Below are 18,636 nucleotides of genomic sequence, written 5' to 3'. Positions count from 1 at the left end.
CTGAGTTCCATCCAGAAAGTTAGGTACGCAGGCTGCGCGGGTTCAGGCGTGGGGCTTGAGTGCAATCACGCTGGCGTGCTCGAGGCCGTCGGTGGCGGCCTGGCCGTCATAGTCGATGGCCAGGCCCTCATATCCGGCCTCCTCCACCAGCAGCCCGGCGAGCCGGCATTCGCGGGCGAGGATCTCGGGGTCGACCAGATTGATCAGCGGCGTGCCGTTGAGGGCATCGCTGGCGTGGCTGCCGCTGTCGATGGCATTGGCGGCACCGGCCTGGGCGCGGCTGTGGAAGTAGTCGGCGATATCGGCGATATAACCCGGCCACTCATCACCCCGGGCGTTCAGGCGCTCGTATTCGTCGACCCGCGCCGCCCAGTGCGGGAAGTACGGGCTGTCGCAGATCAGGAACAAGCGACCGCCCGGCGCCAGCCAGCGGGCCATCTTGCGAATCGACTCGCGAAACGCCTCGGGCGGCAGGAAATGCAGGACCCGCGCGGCATGAATGGCCTGGAACCGGCCCGGCGCGAAATCCATCTCGGGCAACGCGCCCGCCTGGGTACTCAGGCGGCCGCGTAGCCGTGGCGCCACGTTGTCGGCAAGAATCGTCAGGTGCTGCTCTTCGATATCCACCGCCAGTACCCGCGCACCCCGTTCGAGCACCGCTATCGTCGCCACGCCGTAGGCGCAGCCCATGTCCATCACTTCGCCAGCCGAACTGGCGGCAGACTCGACGAACAATTGCGAACAGGCCGGCAGGACGGTGGTCATGGCGCCGGTGCCGTTGAGCGTCGGGATCATGCCCTTGAGCTGTTGCGGCATGCTCACCGAGGCCGGCACCGCGTGCGCGTCCAGGGCCTCGGCGTGACTGCAAACCACGTCCCGCAGCTGCGTCAGCACCTCGCCCGCGGCGTCGCAAATATCCACGTCCAGGCGAGAAACCGTGGATGGCATCTCCACCTGGGCAAAGTCGTTGTCGGAGGGGCGCAGCCACAGCCAGGCGGCCTTGTCCAGGGCGTCATTGACGAGCACTTCAGCCACCGACAGCAGCGTGAGGGCATGGTTGTCGCAGGCCTGCGCCCGGGCCAGCAACCCGGTCAGCTGCACCAGCACCGCCGCTGGCTGCGCCACCGCATGCCAGCCGGGCTCGCCCGAGCGGGCCGCCACGTCCAGCGCGGCGATCGGCTGGCGCGGCTGGAACAGCGCCTGGCCGTGGATATGCAAGCCGGCCTCGCCCAGGGAACTGACGCGGTAATCGATCAGGTCGTTGTCGCCCGGGACCAGGGTCAGCTCGACAGCGACCGGCTGCTGATTCACCCACAGCGGATGGGGAAAGATGATGTCCTGCAACAGCAGACGCACCGGCTCGTCGGGCGCCACTTCCGCGGCCTGGCGCGTGGCCTGGATCAGCATGTGCAGATGCGCCAGCTCGACGAAACGGCGGGACGGGTCGGCGCCCCGTTCGACGAACCAGCGCTCGTGCCCGGTGAATTCCGAACGGTATTTTTGCGCCATGAAGGTTGAAACGTTGTGCTGCAGGATCGGCGCGAGAGGCACATCGCCCGGACGGCTGGCAGGCGCCTGGGGAATCCACAGCGCATGCCGGGCAAAGGGATAGGTCGGCAACCGGGCTTTCCTCGGGGCCGGCTGGCCGGCATACAGGCGCTGCCAGTCCACCGCCACCCCGGCGACCCAGATGCGCCCCAGGCCGCGCGGGTTGCGCTCATCGAGCCACTGTTGCACGACACGCTGCATCTCCGGGCTGGCGAAAAGCTGGCGCACGTCCTTGCCGGTCTCCAGGTCGCGGGTGAGGAAGGCGCTCGCCTCCTCCTTGCCGGACAGCAGCCCTTGCAGACGCTCGGCCAATACCGCCAGCGAATCGGCAAATATCACCGCGCGATGCTCGAAGTGTTCCCGGCCGGTCTGCAGGGTGCAGGCAATCTCCTGCAGGCTGAAGTCCCCGGCCGCGGCCGATTGCAGATGGGCGAGCAGGCGCTTGGCGGTCTGCACCAACTGGTCCGCGGTGCGCGCGGACAACAGGATCGCCTGTTCGCCAGCCGCGGGCGCCACGGCGGGCGGCTCGGGGCTGAGGTATTCGCCGAGCACCATATGCCCGGTGACGCCGCCAAAACCGAAGTTGTGAATGCCGATATGCCGGGGCTGGCGCTGCCCGTCGAACGCCTTGGGTGCCCAGGCCCCGGTCTGGAGCACCGGTTCGCAGGCGAAGTCGCCCTGTCCGTTGTCCCAGTTGAAGTGCTGCAGGTTGGCGATCTTGATCAAGGTGTCGTGCTTGAACGTCAACAGGCTCTTGATCAGCGAGATCACCCCGGAGGCCCCGGAAAAATGCCCCAGCTGGCCCTTCAGGGTGCCGAAGCCCGGCTTGCGGGCACAGCCCTTGAAGACCTTGTCGAACGCGCTGAGCTCCACCTCGTCGGCCAGCGGGTTGGCGGTGCCCTGGGCTTCGATGTAGTCGATGTCCTGGGGGCGCAGGCCGGCCTGTTCGAGGGCCTCGGCGATGGTTTCGCAATGGATTTGCGCATTCGGCGCGGTGAGGTAGAGGCTCTTGCCGCCATGACGCACCGACAGGCCCTTGATCACCCCCAGGATCGTATCGTTGTCGCGTTCGGCCAGCGACAGCCGCTTGAGCATGACCACGCCCAGGCCATCGCTGAAAAAGTGCCCGTTGGCTTGCTTGTCGAAGGGGCGGACGATGCCGTCGCCGGTAAACAGGCCGAGCTTGCGGTTGTAGATATTCACTTCCGGGCTCAACACCAGGTTGACGCCACCGGCTATGGCCGCCTGGGCCTGGCCGGTGCGCAGCGCCGTGATGGCCCTGTCGATGGCGACGAAAGAACTGGTGCAGGCCGCATCGACCGTCGATACCGGGCCCTTCCAGTCGAAATAGTGGGCAATGCGATTGACCAGCATGGCGTGGGCATTGCCGGTGTTCAGGTGGCCGTCGATCGCCACCCGGCTGGCGCGGATCAGGTCGGCGTAGTCCTTGCGCTCGATGCCCAGGAATACCCCGATTTTCTGCTGGCGCAATTGATCGCGCTGATAACCGGCGGTTTCCAGGGTCTCCCACACGGCTTGCAGCATCAGCCGGTGCTGGGGGTCGATCAGCGCCGCTTCGCGAGGGGAAATATTGAAATGCAGCGGATCGAAGCCGCGCACATCGTCGATAAAGGCGCCGTGATAACAGTCGGTCTTGTCCGGGCTGTCGATGTCGCCAAAGATCGCCCGCCAGTCCCAGCGGTCGGCCGGCACCTCGCCAATGAACGGTTCATCGGCCACCAGGCGGCGCCAGAAGTCGTCCAGGCTGTCGGACTTGGGCAGGCGCGCGGCCATGCCGATGATCGCGATGTCCTCGCTCAGCGCCGAGGTTTCATCGTGCCTTTGCGGCCCCGTCGCGGCATGCCCCCGGGGCCCCTGCCCGCTGGAGGGGCGAACGGCCCTGGCGATCGGCTGGACCGTTGCCCCGGCCAGGTGGGCGTGCTCATGAAAGTAGCGCTGCAACTGGTCGGCGACCACATGTTCGAGGTGGCCGGGTGCCGCTGCCGGGGCTTGCCCGAGGTCTGCCCTGGGCGCGATATGGCGCGCCAGGGCCGACAGCGAGGGGTACTCCATGAAAGTCGAAGGCGCCAGTTTCAAACCCTGGAAATGCGCACCGATGCGCTGCGAGAACTCGGTCAGGGAAATAGAGCTGAAGCCATAGTCGGCCAGGCTGCGGTCGGGCTCGATATCCCCCTGATCCAGTTGGAGGGTGGCGGCCAGGAAGCCGGTCAGCTCGGCCAACACCTGTTGCTCGCTGATCGAACCCGGTGCCGCCGGCGTGGGTCGCTGCACCGACTCATGCAGTTGCCTGATCACGACCAGCGCCTGCTCATCGGAAATGCTCTGGCTGGAAACCTTGTCGATAAAAGCGTTCAGGTATGGCATCACGAGGCCCTCGAGATTTTCTTGAGTTCCGACAGGAAATTGTCAGCGTTGATTTCTTTGTTCCGGATCTTGCGAATCAGCCCGAGGTACAGGCGGTCGTGCTCGGCGATCACCCGGTCGAGGGACTCGGTGGCCTGGTCGATCGCCAGCGCGCGGTCGCTGAGGGGCGTCAGGAACTGGCTGTCCCAATCGAGCCGCAACGGATTGTCGAGCTGAGCCAGGGCCGCCTGCTGTTCCTCGGCGGTGATCTGGCCCTGGGCCGCCAGGCTCGCCACTGCCTCGCTGCCCAGCCCGGCCAGCAGGCGCGCCTTGACCTTGCTGATTTCCAGGTCGCCGGTCTCGTCCTGGATAAAGGCGCGCTTGCGGCTCGCGGCAACGATGGCGGCAGCCCCGGCGCTGGCGTGGGGACCGCGCAGGCGGTACTGGCCGGGAAAGCACGGCGTGTTGAGCAGGCTCCAGAAGGCTTTGAATTCGCCAACCGGGTCCGGCACCAGGCCGAGCTTCATGCCGATCACCACGCTGGCCAGGGGGCCCATGATGATCTTGTCGGTGTCGGCCGTTTGCTGCAGTTCCTGCTGGCTGAGCCAGTACTTGCCGGAAACCACCTGGGCATACCAGCGCGACGCCATTTCCAGGTAGGGAAAGGTGCCGATGACCCCGATTTCCTGCAACCCGTACTGGTTGAACAACCGCGGGTCGTCCCGGTAGAACAGGCCCATGGCCAGGTCCCGGGTCGGCTCCAGGCCTTGCACATAGTCATACAGCGCGCCGGTCCGGTAGCCGGTGCACAACACCACCACGTCGATGTCCTCGAGCGCCTGCTCGTGGCCGACATGGAAGCAGCGGGCGCCGGCGAATCGTTCCACCTGGCCGAAGACCGTCTCGATCTTCCCGCTGTCGACCAGTTCCACCACCTCATCGTTGATGTGAATGAACGGGTGTTGCCGGAACTCGTTCAGGGTCGGTTGCAAGCCGCTGCGCTGTAAGGCCTCACTGAAGGCCGGCATCACCCGTTGCAGGCGGTCGATATTGCGTTGCGCCCGCAGGGCATCGGGTATCAGCAGGTTGGCCGGGGAAACAAAGTCATTGGGCAGGAAACCCACCATTCGAGGCAGGATGAACTTGCGCGAACGCAGGCTCCAATAGACCTTGGCGGCGACCTTGCTGGCTTCGCCGGCGATGTCCATGCCGCTGACGCCATTGCCGATCACCAGTACGCGCTTGCCCGCCAGCGGCGCATTGTCGAAGTACTGGCCCGAATGCAGCACCTGGCCCGTGAAGGTCTCCAGGCCGGGAATACGGGCATGCTGGGGAATCTGGTAACGCCCGTGGCACAGCGCGACCCCGTCGAAGGTTTCCTGGCGACGGGTCCCGCCGGATTCGATTTCCACCTGCCAGCCATCGCCCTCGGCCCTGACCGCAACCACCCGGGACTTGCAGTGGATGTGCCGCTCGAGGTCGAAGCGCGTGGCATAGGCCTGGAGATAGCGCCGCACATCGTGGACATCGGGAAAGGTGTCGCTGATGTCTTCGGGGTAGAAGTCGGAAAAGAAGCTGGTGTCCCTGGAGTTCTGGAACCGCGTGGTGGAGTAAGTGCCGGCCTCTTTGTCACGCTTGAGATTCCACACCCCGCCCAGGGTGTCCTGGGCCTCGTACACCACCGGTCGATGGCCCTCTTCGAGCAATGACTTGGCCATCACCAGGCCACCGGGGCCGGCACCGATCACGCAAATCCTGCGGGACCCGGGCCCGGCCGGCGGCGCCGGTTCGTCCTTGGCCCATGCGTTGTAGGTCTTGAACTGGAACGGATAGTGCGGCAGCGCCAGTTTCCTCGCGCTGCCAGGCGGATGCAGGGCATGCCAGTCCTGCGCCGCGCCCGCGACCCATTGCGCGGCCATGGCGCCCAGCTCGTCGTCCGCGCCAAGGTGCCGGTCGCTGTGGAAAATACCCGACGGCCAAGCCGCGGCGCCTGCCGACAATCCTTCCAAGGCACGGGCCAGTTGCTCGCACGCCTCGGCGATGGAACGGACAACAAAGGCCAGCCGCACCTTGAGTGCTTCGCGGCCGACTTGCAGGGTGTAGGCCAGGTCCCGCAGCCGCACCTGCGGATGGGCGTGCAGGTGAGCCCGCTGGTTTTCCAGGACAGTGGCCAGTTGCGCCGGGGTCTTGGCGGAGAACACCAGCAAATGCGCGGTGTCGTCTTCGGCGCGGGTATCCTCCGGCGGGCAATACTGTTCGACGATCACATGGGCGTTGACCCCGAATCCATAGCTGTTGATGGCTGCGCGACGAGGCGCCGCCGTATCGGCCCAGGGCTGGTTCTGCGCACTGATCCGCAATACGCCGGACGAACACAGCCGGGCGCCATCCTCTTCGGTCACGCCGGGTACCCCGGGCTTGATGCCTTGTTGCAAGGCGAACACCACCTTGATCAGCGCCGCCATGCCGCAGGCCACTTCGCTGTGGCCGATGCAGGGTTTCAAGCTGCCCAGGGTGCAGTCCGGCGTAGCCGATCCGGGTCCGCCCTGGCCGGCGAACACCGCTTCCAGGGCGCTCACCTCGACGCTGTCGCCAAGCAGCGAGCCGGTGGCGTGGGTCTCGATATAGCCCAGCGAGTTCGGTGCCACGCCAGCGTCCGCCAGCGCATCGAGCATGGCGCTGCGCATGCCTTCCTGGCTGGGGGCCGTGAGCGATGCGGAACGCCCGCCATGGTTGACACTGCTGCCCTTGATCACCGCCGCGATCCGGTCGTTGTCGGCGAGCGCCCGGGCCAGGGACTTGAGGATCACCACCGCCGCACCTTCGGAGCGCACGTAGCCGTTGGCCCCGGCCTGGAAGGACCGGGTGCTCTGGTCGGGGCTCAGCAGGCCCATGGCGTTGTAGCTGTGAAAATATTCGGCGGAGAGCAACAGGTTGACCCCGCCCACCACCGCTTGCTCGCACTCGCCATGACGGATGGCGCGGATCGCCCGATGCAGGGCGACCAGCGACGACGAACAGGTGGTCTCGACGCACTCGCTGGGACCGAAGAGGTCCAGGCTGTAGGACAGCCGATTGGCCACCATCGACGCAAGCTGCGCGGTGGCCAGGTAGCCCTTGTTTTCTTCGGCGTGCGACGCCGCGACAGCGTAGTCGTTCTGCGCGGCGGCAATGAACACCCCGGTACGTCGCTGGCTGAACGCCTGGGCGCTGATGCCGGCGTCTTCCAGGGCGCGCCAGGTGTAGGTGAGCATCAGCCGCTGCTGCGGATCGATCAGGTGCGCTTCCTTGGGCGCCATCTGGAAAAAGACCGGGTCGAAATCGAAGGCGTCGGCAATGAACCCGGCCCACAGCGGCGTATCGTCCCGCACCAGCTGTGGGCGCATCAGAGCCGCGGATGTCACGCAATTGCGCCCGGCCAGGATGTTGTCCCAGAACGCTTCCGCGCAGGGCGCCTGGGCGAAGCTACAGGCCATGCCGACAATGGCGATGTCCTGCCGCGCGTCGTCGCCCTGGCTGGCCTGCCGGTGACTGTGGGCAGGCGCTTGGGCCATGCTCGCCGGTGCCGCTTGCGGATGGGCCAGCAGCCGTTGCGCGATGGCCGTCGGGCTGGCGTGGCGGGCAAGGTCGGCCAGGACCAGCTGGGTGTCGAAGCGCTGGTTGAGACGGGCGAGAAAGGCATTGGCCGAGATCGAGTTGCCGCCGATCTCGGCGAACAGGCTGTCGGGCTGGATATCCTCCACCCCCAGCAACGCCTGCCATTGTTCGATGATGTAGCGCTCGACATCCCCCTGCCCCGCGGCGCTGGCGCCCGGTGCCAAGGAAATGGGCCGTTGCGCCAGCAGCTTGCGGTCGACCTTGCCATTGGGCGTCAAGGGCAAGCGCTCGATGGCCACCAGGAAGTTCGGCACCATGAAGTCGGGCAACTGCCCGCCGAGCCAGGTCTTCAGGCGCCCGGCCAGGGAGCTGTCCGGCACATTCGGCTCACGCGGGACGAAGTAGCCCACCAATTGACCGGAACCGGCCTGTTGCCGGGCCACGACCACCGCTTGCAGGACCTCCGGATGGCTGTCCAGCTGCGCTTCGATATCGCCCACTTCAACTCGGTAGCCACGGATTTTCACCTGGTTGTCGATCCTACCCAGGTGTTGCAACAGGCCATCGGCCTGCCAGCAGGCCAGGTCGCCCGTGCGGTACAGCTTGCCGGAGGTCTCGAGGGTGTGGTCGATGAACTTTTCGGCCGTCAGGTCGGGACGATTCAAATACCCTTCGGCCAGCCCCGCGCCGGCGATGCACAGTTCTCCCGGTTCGCCGATGGCGCAATGGCTGCCGTCCTCGCGCAGCAGGTAAAGCCGGGTGTTGGCAATGGGGCGGCCGATGGACACCGGTTGCCCGGGCTCGAGCTTCTGCAGCGTCGACCAGATGGTGGTTTCGGTCGGCCCGTACATGTTCCAGACAGCATTCCCGGCCTGTTCGAAACAGCTTTTCAGGGCATCCGACAAGGGCTCGCCGCCACAGAACATGCGCAATTGCGCCGAGGGCTGCCAGCCGGCGTGGAACAGCATCATCCAGGTCGCCGGCGTCGCCTGCATGAGGCTGGGCCGGACCCGGGCGATCAGGCTCATCAGTTGGCTGGCGTCGCCTGCGGTCTCGGCCGGGCAGATATGGCAGCGAGCGCCGACGACCAATGGCAGGAGAAGCTCCAGCCCGGAGATATCGAAGCAATGGGTGGTCACCGCCAGCAAGGTATCAGCAGCGGACATGCCGGGCTCTTCGGCCATCGACAGGAGAAAGTTGCTCAGCGCGCGATGGCTGATCATCACCCCCTTGGGTTGGCCAGTGCTGCCGGAGGTATAGATGATGTAGGCCAGGCTGCCGGCAGCCAATGCCGGTTCCGGCAAGGACGCCTGGCACGCGGCCACGAGCGGCCATTGGCGGTCTAGGGCAAGGCTGCAGCAGTGCTCGCCCAGCAGTGCGGCGAGCCTCGGCTCGACCGCTGCCTGGGTCAGCACCCAGCGGCTGTCGCTGTCCTCGAGCATGTAGCGCAAGCGCTGTTCGGGGTACGCCGGGTCCAGCGGGATATAAGTAGCGCCGACCCGGGCGATGGCGAGCATCGCCAGCACCAGGTCGAGGGAGCGGTTCATGAAAATCGCGACCCGCGAGCCGCTCCCCACCCCCTGACCGGCCAGGTAGGCGGCCAGCTGGGTGCTTTTTTCCGCCAATTGGCGATAACTCAGGCTGTGCTGCGCATCCGCCAGGGCAATCGCGTCCGGCGTCGCCCGGGACCGGGCCTCGAACAACTGATGAAAACCCGCTTGGTTGTCGAAGTCGCGCGCATTGACGCTCCACGCCGATGGGACAGGATTGACTGACATGGGCTACTCCCCTGAACGGCCGGTGATTTCGTTGAGAAGAATGTGAAGGTTGCTCAGGTCCTTGCCGAACTGATTGATCGAATGGCTGTACCTGAGACTGTTGGGGCGGGTGTATTTGATGAAGTTGGCCAGCGAGCCGGTGGCGCTCAGATCGACGAACAGCGCCTGGCTGCCGCTGTTCGAGAGGTGCTTGATCAAGCCATGGAAGTCGACGCTCTGGCGGATGATGCGCCACACGTAATCCCGGGCGTTCGCCAGGTCGCCGGCGTGGATGGCCCGGGCAAACGTGGAGGAGTAATAGGGAATGCCCGGCGCCTTGAAGTCGATGCCCTCGAGGATCGCCAGGACCTTGTCCCGCACTGGCTCGATATGGCTGGAGTGAAACGGATACTGGACAGGCAGCTCGATGGAAATCACCCCCATGGCGTCCAGGCCTTGCCTGATTCGGGCCAGGTCCGCCTGAGCGCCGGCGACACAGAAGTTGTCGGCAAAGTTGATCCCGGCCAGTTCCACCCCTCGGTACAGCTCCGGGTGTTGCTGGAAATGCTCCACGGGTGCCAGGACGCTCAGCATCCCGCCCTTGGGGCCATGCTCGGCCAGCACCCGCGACTGGCGCAGGGTCAGGCGCAGCCCGTCCTGCCAGGACAGGCAGCCGCTGACCGTCAAGCCGATGTACTCACCCAGGCTGTAGCCCAGGACGGCCTTGGGCTCGACCCCCTCGGCGCGCATCATGGCGGTCAGGCTGTAGCCGATGGCGAACAGCGCGGGATGGGTTTGCAGGATCGAATCGAACGGCTCATACACCCGCCGCGATTCATCGTAGATAACCTTGACCAGGGAAAACCCCGCCTCCGCTTCCACCAGCGCGCTGCAGGCATCCATCTGCTGGCGAAAGGCCGGGTTGTGCTGGTACAGCTCGCGCCCCATCTGAAAGTACTGGGTGCCCTGCCCGCCATACATGAAGATCGTGTCCTGCATTGGCGAGGCCGGCGGGGCCGGGTCCGGTGCCGCGGAGGGTGGCGGGATGACCATCGGCGCCTTGAGAATCTTGTCGGTCAGCTTGGTCAGGACATTGCCAGGCCCGAGTTCTTCGATCGGCTGGATATCCTGGGTCAGCAACCAGGAAATACTCTCGTACCACCTCACCGGATGAGTGATCTGGCCGCTGAGGATGGCGGCGTAATCGCGCTGAGGATAAGGGCGCGCCGTCATGTTGGAGATGACGGGGGTCGCCAGGGGTTGCAGCGCGAACCCTGCCAGGTAGTTGGCGAACTCGCGTTCGACGTCCTTCATGTAGCGCGAGTGAAAGGCCGCGCTGACGTTCAGCGGGAAATAACTGGCGCCGGCCTGCTCGAAGATGGTTCGGGTACGTTCGCCGACAATGTCGTCGTGCAGGCCGGAAAGAATGATCTGGTCCGGTGAGTTGATATTGGCCAGGTCGATGCTGTCCAGGCCCTTGTCGCGCAGGAGGGTACGGACTGTTTCCTCGCCCAGCCCCAGCACGGCGGCCATGCCGCCCTTGGGCGCCTGGCTCATCAGTTGGCCCCGGCGCTGGACCAGTTGCAGCCCGGTGGCGAAATCAAAGCCGCCAGCGGCAAACAGCGCGCAGTATTCGCCCAGGGAATGACCGGCGAAATACGCCACCTGTTCGTTTCCGGAAGCGCTCTGCAAGCGATCCAGGTACGTCAGCGCACTGACCGTATAAAGCGCCGGCTGGGTGTATTCGGTCTGGTTCAGGCGCTGATCCCGGTCTTCGAGACACAGGTCGACGATGGAGTAACCGAGCATGTCGCTGGCCAGGTCCGTATAGGTTTTGAACTTGTCGAAAACCTCCTCGCCCATGCCCTTGAATTGCGAACCCTGGCCGGGAAAAACATAGATCTTTTGCATTCGTTCACCTTTTAGCAGGTACAGCCGCGCCTCAAAGATGTATTTGATTCAGGCATGCCCCACACTCGGCCCTCAGCAACACTGCCGCAGCTTATATTAAGAAGAAATGATGAGTGTCATCGACCACAGAAGAGCTTCGAGCTTAGTCAATACAGCCGCTCAAGCAACTCCCGATTTTCAAAAAGCAACGTAGCACAGGATGTTAGCGATCATTGTGAAGAAGTGCGCATTGCGCTTTATGAAACATTTTTAATCTTATTCAGAGCCACAGAAATATTCTTGCAAAAAACCAATAAAAACAATGGTTAGCGAATATAATAAAGAAATATCCCAGGCGTACAAAAGGCAATGACCTGAAAATCAGGGACAGGATTTAATATATAAATTTGACACCGAACAGATACTAATCATGTTCCGAAAATACCCTGCAAGCCATTCAAAAACAGCAACTTGTAGCCAGCATGGCGAGCACGCAACTAACTGAATGGAAATAACTAAACAGGTAATTAAAGTTAGATCCTGTTACACACCACGAAACCAGAGGCAACTTTATGAAACAACTGCTGCGATATTATTTTGGCATCTTATTAGCTGTTCTCTGCTTATGTGCTGGACAAACGTCGACTGCATTTCCCAAGCTCCGCAGGGCGTAACCCCATGAGCATCGCCACAGAACTTGGAGTGCCTGCACGGTATTTCGGACGGAACCTGGGCGGTGCTGACGACTACACTCGTCTGCAATATGCCTTTTGAGGCCCCCGCCTCCTGGCGATTGCTATGCCCCACGCAGAGGCAATCGCGCAGGATGCCGCCGACAGCGGGCTTCGACGCGACGCCGGGTAACCCGCCCAGGCGGCACTCTTTTTTCACCGCGAGCTTAACTGCCCATGACCGACGTGTTCGCCAAGGTGGCCCTGGGGCCGCTGTTACTCGCCCAGGGCCTTTACACCCGCTGGGTCACCCCCAGGTTGCCGGAGGCCGAAGGCCCGCGCCAAGGCAGGCACGCCGACGCCAGCGGGCCGGCCCTGCGCCTGTTGATCCTCGGCGACTCCGCAGCGGCGGGCGTCGGCGCCCTTACCCAGGAGGAGGCGATCGCCGGCCGGCTGGTGGCTGGCCTCGCCGGCGACTTCCAGCTGTCATGGCAGCTGCGGGCACAGTCCGGGCTGGACTCGCGACAGTTGTTCCAGCTGTTGGACGCGGGCCCGGCCGAGCCCTTCGATGTGGCCCTGGTGTCCATCGGCGTCAACGACGTCACCAGCCGCATCGCCGCGGCCGAATGGCAGGCGCGGATCTCGCGCCTGATCGCCCTCTTGAGCGAGCGCTTCGAGGCCCGGCACATCGTCTTCCTGCCCGTGCCGCCGATGCACCTGTTCCCCGCCCTGCCCCAGCCGCTGCGCTGGTACCTGGGCCTCAGGGCCCGACGCTTCAGCAGCCTGCTGGTCGAACTACTGGCCGGCCAGGATCGTTGCGCATTGCTGGCGACCCGCTTCCAGCCGGCCGCCAGCCTGATGGCCGGGGACGGCTTCCACCCTTCCCCGGCGCTCTACCGGATCCTCGCGGATGACGCGGCGCAGGTGATTCGCCAGCGCTGCGGCCGCTGAGTCACACCTGGCTGAACCCGGCACGCCCGCGGCCTGCGGATCGAAGCGGGCCAGGCTTGCCTGCGGATGGTCGAAAAACCTGGAAATAATTTAAACCTTTGCCGCAGGTTCCCTATCAACCGTCAGGCGACACCTGTCGTGCCACGAATGGAGAAAGAACATGAACAACCTGCTGATGAAACAAGTGGGCCTGTTGTTCCTGCTGAGCGCAGGAAGCCTTTCAAGTGCAATGGCGATGAGCTCCAGCGACTTTGTCGAAGAGGCCGCGCAAGCCGGGATCAATGAAATCGAAAGCAGCAAGCTGGCCCTGGAAAAAAGCGCCTCCGCGGACGTCAAGGCCTTTGCCACGCAGATGATCAGTGATCACAGCAAAGCCAATCAGGAATTGCGGGTGCTGGCGAAAAAACTCGACATCCAGATCCCGGACGAAGCCTCGCTGACGGCCAAGGCCAAGCAAATGATCCTGGAGATGCGCGACGAGTCCTTCGACAAGGCCTATGCCGACAACCAGGTAGTGGCCCATGAGAAGGCCGTGGAGTTGTTCAAGAAAGAAGTGGCGTCTTCGGACAAGCCGGACCTGAAAGCCTTCGCCGAGGAGACCCTGCCCAAGCTGCAGGACCACCTGGACATGGCCAGGCACCTGCAGTCCAAGACCAAGTGAAGCACCGGCAAACCCCGCCTGAGCGCGGGGTTTGCCGGCTCACGCCTTCGGATCGGCGACCCTTTGCGCCACGGCTTCCTCGATGGCCCGCTCATAGGCGGTGTTGGCCTGGTCCTTGAGCTCGAGCCAGCCGGCCTGGTCGATCACGCCGCTGCGCAGCATGTTTTCCGCCGCGTCCAGCAGCGCCTGATGCCAGGCGTCGGGCGAGTCCGCACGGTAGCCGCGGTCCTCCAGCAGGATCTTCCAGGCCTCCAGTACCGAGGCCTTGCGTTCGCTGATCATGACCGTTCTCCTCTGTTGATGACCGATAGACTTTCGAGTCCCGACCGGGCGCCAATGTTCAGCTCAACGGTCCGGTGCGCGCCTGGCCCGACGACCAACGCAAGCCAGACGCCGCGCCGGCTAACCACTCGTCGTACGCCGCCGAACAAATTTCAACTTTTGAAAAATCCCGGTACTCCCAATTAGTGCTTGCTGCAACTGCGAGCGAAATTCAATCGACCAAGAGGTAGCGAATCATGGCCAACACCGGACATTCCAATCCCGGGAATTTTGCGAACGATCGTCAAAAAGCATCCGAAGCCGGCAGGAAAGGTGGCCAGGCATCGGGCGGCAACGTTGCCAACGACCGGCAGAAAGCGTCGGACGCCAACAAGAAAGGCGGCCAACCCGGCGGCGCCCGCGGAGGGCGTAGCTGATCGTTGAGCCCCACCGTGCAAGGGCTCCGGCCCTTGCCTCTCATGCCGGGCCACCACGGCCCGGCCTTTCGAGGAGAACCATGATGAAGATCTCTGAAGTCATGACCCGTGACGTACAGACCGCACGTCCCGAGCAGACGCTGCGGGAAGTCGCCAACATGATGGCCAGCATCGACAGCGGCGCCATCCTGGTGAACAACGAGGACCGGCTGGTCGGCATGATCACCGACCGCGATATCGTCATTCGTGCCGTGGCCAAGGGCCAAAGCTGCGATATGCCGATCAGCAGCGTGATGAGCAGCGACATCCGCTATTGCTTCGACGACCAGGAGGTCGACGAAGTGGCCCGCAACATGGCCGATATCCAGCTGCGGCGCCTGCCGGTGGTCAATCGGCAGAAACGCCTGGTGGGCGTGGTGTCCCTGGGCAATATCGTCAAGGCCCACGATAGCCAGGCCAACAGCACGGTGCTGCAGGGCGTGGCCAAGGCCCATTGATAGCCTGGCCCCAGACGGCTGTGGCCGAGCGGCCACGGCCGGTATTTACCCGCTGGGCCGCTGCGCAAATCGCCACGTAGCGGCCCTCGCCTGGCGCCCAGGCGATGCCGGCCTGCGCCCCGCAGTCACTATCCTTTGCTGTGCTCGGGCGACGTCGGCCCGCTACCCGGCTTGATTCCGCGCGGGCCGGCGATGCCCCAGGCGATCAGGCCCAGCACGGGAAAGATGACGATGCCAAGGAACCACATGACCTTGACCCCGGCGGACTTGCTGCTGCGAAAGACGCTGATGATCGCCCAGAGATCGAGGAGGATGATCATCGCGGCGACGAAGATCCAAAAATAGCTGACAAAGATCTGTCATGACGGCTACTCCCCTTGGGTTGATACAACTTAGGTTTCATTCCCGCTCGACGGGTTCAACCTTTCTTGGCTCCGCCGAGCATGGCGCCAGGGCGCTCCGCTGCCGTTACGGCCGGGTGCCATTCGTCTCTTCCCAGCGTCTTGCAACGAACGTCCCGGCGCCGGAAAGACCCAATGCATAGGCATTTTTGAAAGTGCGCGGGAGTGGCTATGAAACCGGTCGAACGCCGTGTCGGCCTCCTGGGTCGCGAGGCTGTCGAGGGGCCCGGGTGGTTACCTGGCCTGGCGCTGGGCTCATGCCGCGGCCCTGGCGCGACAAGCTGACCGGCCCCTTCGAAAGTGCGCGTATGGACAATTCGAAGATATCGCACGCCTCCCCCGCTCAAGTGGCCGTCAGCCTGGCGCTCGGCATGGCCCTGGTCGTTGCGTCCGGTATCGCGCCGCACAATCGCGTGGATTGGCTCCTGGAAAATATCCTGCCTGTCGCCTTGCTGTTGGCGCTGCTGGCGGGTTGGCGATATGTGCGGCTGTCCCCGCTGGCGTATGGCTCGATTCTTTTATTGCTGGCCATACATGAGCTCGGTGCCCACTACACCTATGCCAAGGTGCCCTATGACGAGTGGCTGCGCCATGTCACCGGGCAGTCGCTGAATGGCGCCCTGGGCTGGGAGCGCAACCAATATGACCGCCTGGTGCATCTGAGCTACGGCCTGCTGTTCTATCTGCCGGTGCGCGAACTGCTGGGGCGCTGCACGCCGTTGCGTGGCTTCTGGCTGGCCACTCTCACACTCAGCCTGATCCTGGCCACTTCCGCGTCGTACGAGCTGATCGAATGGATCGGTGGCCAGTACCTGGGCAAGGACAAGGCCAAGGCTTTCCTGGCGACCCAGCGCGATCCCTGGGACGCGCAAAAGGACATGGCGCTCGCCTTGGCCGGAGCCTGTGCCAGCGAGGTCATCCGTGCCCTCGCGGCATTCAGGCGTTGAAGCCTCGACCTTCGGTCCCCGGGCGGGAACATCGCCCCCGCGCCAGCGTCTGCTCTGTATCGACCCTGGCAATTCAATCCTCGACCCGAGAGGAGGCAGCGCCATGAAGTCACACACCAAGGACCCGCAGGCGGCCCGCCAACCCGGCACCGCGCTCCAGGCCTTGCTGCGCCGATACGCCGAACCCTTGCCCGCCCTCGAATCCGCGGCTTTCGGCGAGCTGTTCGACCGTTATGCGGACGCCAGGGTGGTATTGATCGGCGAAGCCAGTCATGGCACCCGTGAGTTCTATCGAACCCGCGCGGCCATCAGCCAACGGCTGATCACCCAGCACGGCTTCGGCATCGTCGCCATCGAGGCCGACTGGCCCGACGCCGGACATATCGACCGGCATGTGCGCGATCTGGGCCCGCCCACCGCCGGGCAGCAGGCGTTCAGCCGCTTTCCGAGCTGGATGTGGCGCAACGTCGAGGTGTGCGATTTCATCCGTTGGCTGCACCGCCACAATCGCCCCCTGCCCGCGCAGCAGCGCGTCGAGTTTCGTGGGCTGGATGTCTACAGCCTGCGCAATTCCATCAGCGAAGTACTGGCCTACCTCGATTGCACCGACGCCCGGCTGGCGCATGAAGCGCGTCGCCGTTATGGCTGCCTGACGCCCTGGCAGGACGACCCGGCGCTGTATGGCCATTTCGTCGAGCGCGGACACGAGGCTTCCTGCGAAGAAGCGGTGGTCCAGCAGTTGAACACCTTGTTGAGCGAGCGCCTTGCCAGCAACCCTGAAGCGCTCTTCAGCGCCACCCAGAATGCCCGGGTCATACGCTCTGCCGAACAGTACTACCGGGCCATGTACCGAAGCTCGGCCGCCTCCTGGAACCTGCGCGACAAGCACATGTTCGAGACCTTGCAGACCTTGCTCGCGCACCGCGGCGCGGGCGCCAAGGCAGTGGTCTGGGCGCATAACTCACACATCGGCAATGCGGCGGCGACCGACATGGGCTGGCGCGGCGAATTCAACATCGGCCAGCTGTGCCGCACGGCCTACGGCAACGCTGCGGTGCTGATCGGCATGAGCACCGACCGCGGCCAGGTGGTGGCCGCCGATAACTGGGACGGTGACATGGGGATCAAGGAGGTGCGGCCTTCCCTTGCGGACAGCTGGGAGCAGCAGTTTCTCCAGGCGGGCATTCCCGCCTCGTTGACCGACTGGCGCGCCCCCGAGCGCGAAGACCTGCGCCAGGCGCTGTCCGAGCCGCTGCTGGAGCGGGCGATCGGCGTCATCTACCGGCCCGCGACGGAGCGCCAGAGCCATTATTTCCAGGCGGTGCTGGGCGAGCAGTTCGATGCGCTGGTCTGGCTCGAAACGACCAGCGCCCTCACGCCGTTGCCGGTGGCCAGCGGCCCTAGCCATGAAGAGGACACTTTTCCTTTCGGGGTATAGACCTCCCCCTTGACCATCAAGAACCCCAGCGAGGGCCCCACCATGAACCCTGAATCGCACTATCCGAAAGCATCCACATCGGCCTCCGGGACCGCCCCCGAAGAGCGCCCCGGGCAGCCGGACCCTGGCGACGAAGATGAGCAGAGCCATGGCGTCGATGACGCCGCCACGCCTGGCCCTGCGCCAGGCAACGAGCAGGAGGCCGAGGACATCGCCAGGAAAATCGCCGAGATAGAAAGGAAGGTCGCCGACGGCAACTGAGCCCCTCGGCCCGGCAGCACTCAACGCCCCTGCGGCTCTTCGAGCATGCGCTTGGGGTGCATGCCATTGACCATGCCCATGAACGGCGCGTGGATCGAGTAACCGAGCATGCGCTGGATGTGTTCGCTGCATTGCCGGGCGACGTGGCGCGGGGTCGACAGGATGAAGTTCTCCTGCTGGCGCGCCCAGGGTTCGCAGTACTGCGCCGTCAGCGCCAGGCGTGGCGCGCCGCTGCGATTGGCACCGCCGCCGTGCCAGAGGGTGCCGAGAAAAAACACCACCGAGCCCTTGGGCATGACCACCGGCAGCACGGCGGCCTGTTCGGCGGCGGTGGGCAGGCGCCCGTCCCACAGATGGCTGCCGGGAATCACCACGGTGGCGCCGTTGTCGCCGGTGAAGTCGTCCAGGGCCATGATCGTCGCCGCGCCATAGGCCGGCCGCGGGCGGGCCATGGGATAGAAGGCATCGTCGTAATGCAGGTGCTGGGCGCACTCGCCCGGCAGGATATTGATCGCCTGCAGCTGCGACAGCAGGTAATTGGGCGCCAGGAGTCGGTCCAGCAGGCCCAGGATCAGCGGGTGCTCCACCAGCCCATCGCAGACCCGCGTTTTCGCAATCACCGCGTACAACCGCTGGGTGCGTGCGCCCTCGAACGAGTTGCGCCCGGTCTGGCAGAAACGTCCCAGCAGATCCTCGCGCATGCGACTAACCTGCTGCTCATCGAACAGCCGTTCGAGCACCACGAAGCCGTCGCGTTGCAGGCGGGCCATCAGCTCGTCGAGTTGCGCGGCGGGCACGGCGGGCTGGGTACCGGCGGTCGACCTATAGGTCCTGGCGCATCCGTTGCTCATGTAGTCGTGCCGCTCGGGCAAGGTTGTGGTTGTCATCGACTGGCTCCTTGGGAGTGGGTCGTATCAATCTGCAGGACGCCGGAGTGGCCGCCAATGACGCTTTG

Annotated in this window: 13 protein-coding genes; 7 read left to right on the top strand and 6 right to left on the bottom strand. The window is 64.4% G+C overall.

Annotated elements, in window-relative coordinates; all coding sequences use genetic code 11:
- Window positions 1-42: 42 nt before the first annotated feature.
- The 3 genes from CRO75_RS14445 to fabD are packed head-to-tail and all read right to left on the bottom strand — an operon-like array spanning window position 43 to window position 11,177.
- Window positions 43-3,933, bottom strand: coding sequence for a beta-ketoacyl synthase N-terminal-like domain-containing protein (locus CRO75_RS14445; protein WP_097136230.1), 3,891 nt, complete (start codon window positions 3,931-3,933; stop codon window positions 43-45).
- Entirely contained in the window at window positions 3,933-9,287 is a 5,355-nt protein-coding gene (locus CRO75_RS14440) for an amino acid adenylation domain-containing protein (protein WP_097136223.1), read from the bottom strand. The genes CRO75_RS14445 and CRO75_RS14440 overlap by 1 nt, the downstream gene beginning before the upstream one ends.
- A 3-nt stretch (window positions 9,288-9,290) precedes the next feature.
- Complete coding sequence (gene fabD, locus CRO75_RS14435) at window positions 9,291-11,177, bottom strand: ACP S-malonyltransferase (protein WP_097136215.1); 1,887 nt, start codon at window positions 11,175-11,177, stop codon at window positions 9,291-9,293.
- A gap of 887 nt (window positions 11,178-12,064) precedes the next feature.
- On the opposite strand from fabD, the gene CRO75_RS14430 reads away from it, so the two are divergent.
- Both CRO75_RS14430 and CRO75_RS14425 read left to right on the top strand, forming a co-directional pair.
- On the top strand, window positions 12,065-12,778 hold the full coding sequence (locus CRO75_RS14430; protein ID WP_097136210.1) for an SGNH/GDSL hydrolase family protein: 714 nt from the start codon (window positions 12,065-12,067) through the stop codon (window positions 12,776-12,778).
- Between the two features lie 160 nt (window positions 12,779-12,938).
- The gene (locus CRO75_RS14425) at window positions 12,939-13,439 is read left to right on the top strand and encodes a DUF4142 domain-containing protein (RefSeq protein ID WP_097136206.1); all 501 of its coding nucleotides are present in this window, start codon (window positions 12,939-12,941) and stop codon (window positions 13,437-13,439) included.
- A 39-nt stretch (window positions 13,440-13,478) separates the two neighbouring features.
- On the opposite strand, the gene CRO75_RS14420 is transcribed toward CRO75_RS14425, so the two are convergent.
- Window positions 13,479-13,721 carry a hypothetical protein gene (locus tag CRO75_RS14420; RefSeq protein WP_081361448.1) on the bottom strand — a complete coding sequence of 81 codons (243 nt, stop codon included), beginning with the start codon at window positions 13,719-13,721 and terminating at the stop codon, window positions 13,479-13,481.
- A gap of 236 nt (window positions 13,722-13,957) precedes the next feature.
- Here CRO75_RS14420 and CRO75_RS14415 point away from each other — a divergent pair, with 236 nt between their 5' ends.
- Window positions 13,958-14,137 (top strand): general stress protein, encoded by a 180-nt coding sequence (locus CRO75_RS14415; protein WP_097136204.1) that lies wholly within the window; start codon window positions 13,958-13,960, stop codon window positions 14,135-14,137.
- 83 nt (window positions 14,138-14,220) lie between these two features.
- Window positions 14,221-14,634, top strand: coding sequence for a CBS domain-containing protein (locus CRO75_RS14410; RefSeq protein ID WP_097136202.1), 414 nt, complete (start codon window positions 14,221-14,223; stop codon window positions 14,632-14,634).
- Window positions 14,635-14,762: 128 nt separating this feature from the next.
- On the opposite strand, the gene CRO75_RS14405 is transcribed toward CRO75_RS14410, so the two are convergent.
- The gene (locus CRO75_RS14405) at window positions 14,763-14,954 is read right to left on the bottom strand and encodes a PLD nuclease N-terminal domain-containing protein (RefSeq protein WP_097136200.1); all 192 of its coding nucleotides are present in this window, start codon (window positions 14,952-14,954) and stop codon (window positions 14,763-14,765) included.
- 338 nt (window positions 14,955-15,292) lie between these two features.
- Here CRO75_RS14405 and CRO75_RS14400 point away from each other — a divergent pair, with 338 nt between their 5' ends.
- The 3 genes from CRO75_RS14400 to CRO75_RS14390 all read left to right on the top strand — a co-directional run bounded on the left by CRO75_RS14400 (window position 15,293) and on the right by CRO75_RS14390 (window position 17,681).
- Complete coding sequence (locus CRO75_RS14400) at window positions 15,293-15,982, top strand: DUF2238 domain-containing protein (protein ID WP_097136194.1); 690 nt, start codon at window positions 15,293-15,295, stop codon at window positions 15,980-15,982.
- A 103-nt stretch (window positions 15,983-16,085) separates the two neighbouring features.
- Complete coding sequence (locus CRO75_RS14395) at window positions 16,086-17,420, top strand: erythromycin esterase family protein (RefSeq protein WP_097136188.1); 1,335 nt, start codon at window positions 16,086-16,088, stop codon at window positions 17,418-17,420.
- A 42-nt stretch (window positions 17,421-17,462) separates the two neighbouring features.
- A complete protein-coding gene (locus tag CRO75_RS14390) occupies window positions 17,463-17,681 on the top strand; it encodes a hypothetical protein (protein WP_097136395.1) in 219 nt (72 codons plus the stop codon).
- 20 nt (window positions 17,682-17,701) lie between these two features.
- On the opposite strand, the gene CRO75_RS14385 is transcribed toward CRO75_RS14390, so the two are convergent.
- Entirely contained in the window at window positions 17,702-18,568 is an 867-nt protein-coding gene (locus tag CRO75_RS14385; protein WP_097136182.1) for a phytanoyl-CoA dioxygenase family protein, read from the bottom strand.
- Window positions 18,569-18,636: the final 68 nt, after the last annotated feature.

This window comes from Pseudomonas sp. LAMO17WK12:I10 (assembly GCF_900215185.1).
In the GTDB taxonomy this organism is placed as follows: domain Bacteria; phylum Pseudomonadota; class Gammaproteobacteria; order Pseudomonadales; family Pseudomonadaceae; genus Aquipseudomonas; species Aquipseudomonas chlororaphis.
The sequence above is the reverse complement of the archived record's forward strand: the minus strand, read 5'-3'. Positions and strand labels throughout refer to the sequence as shown.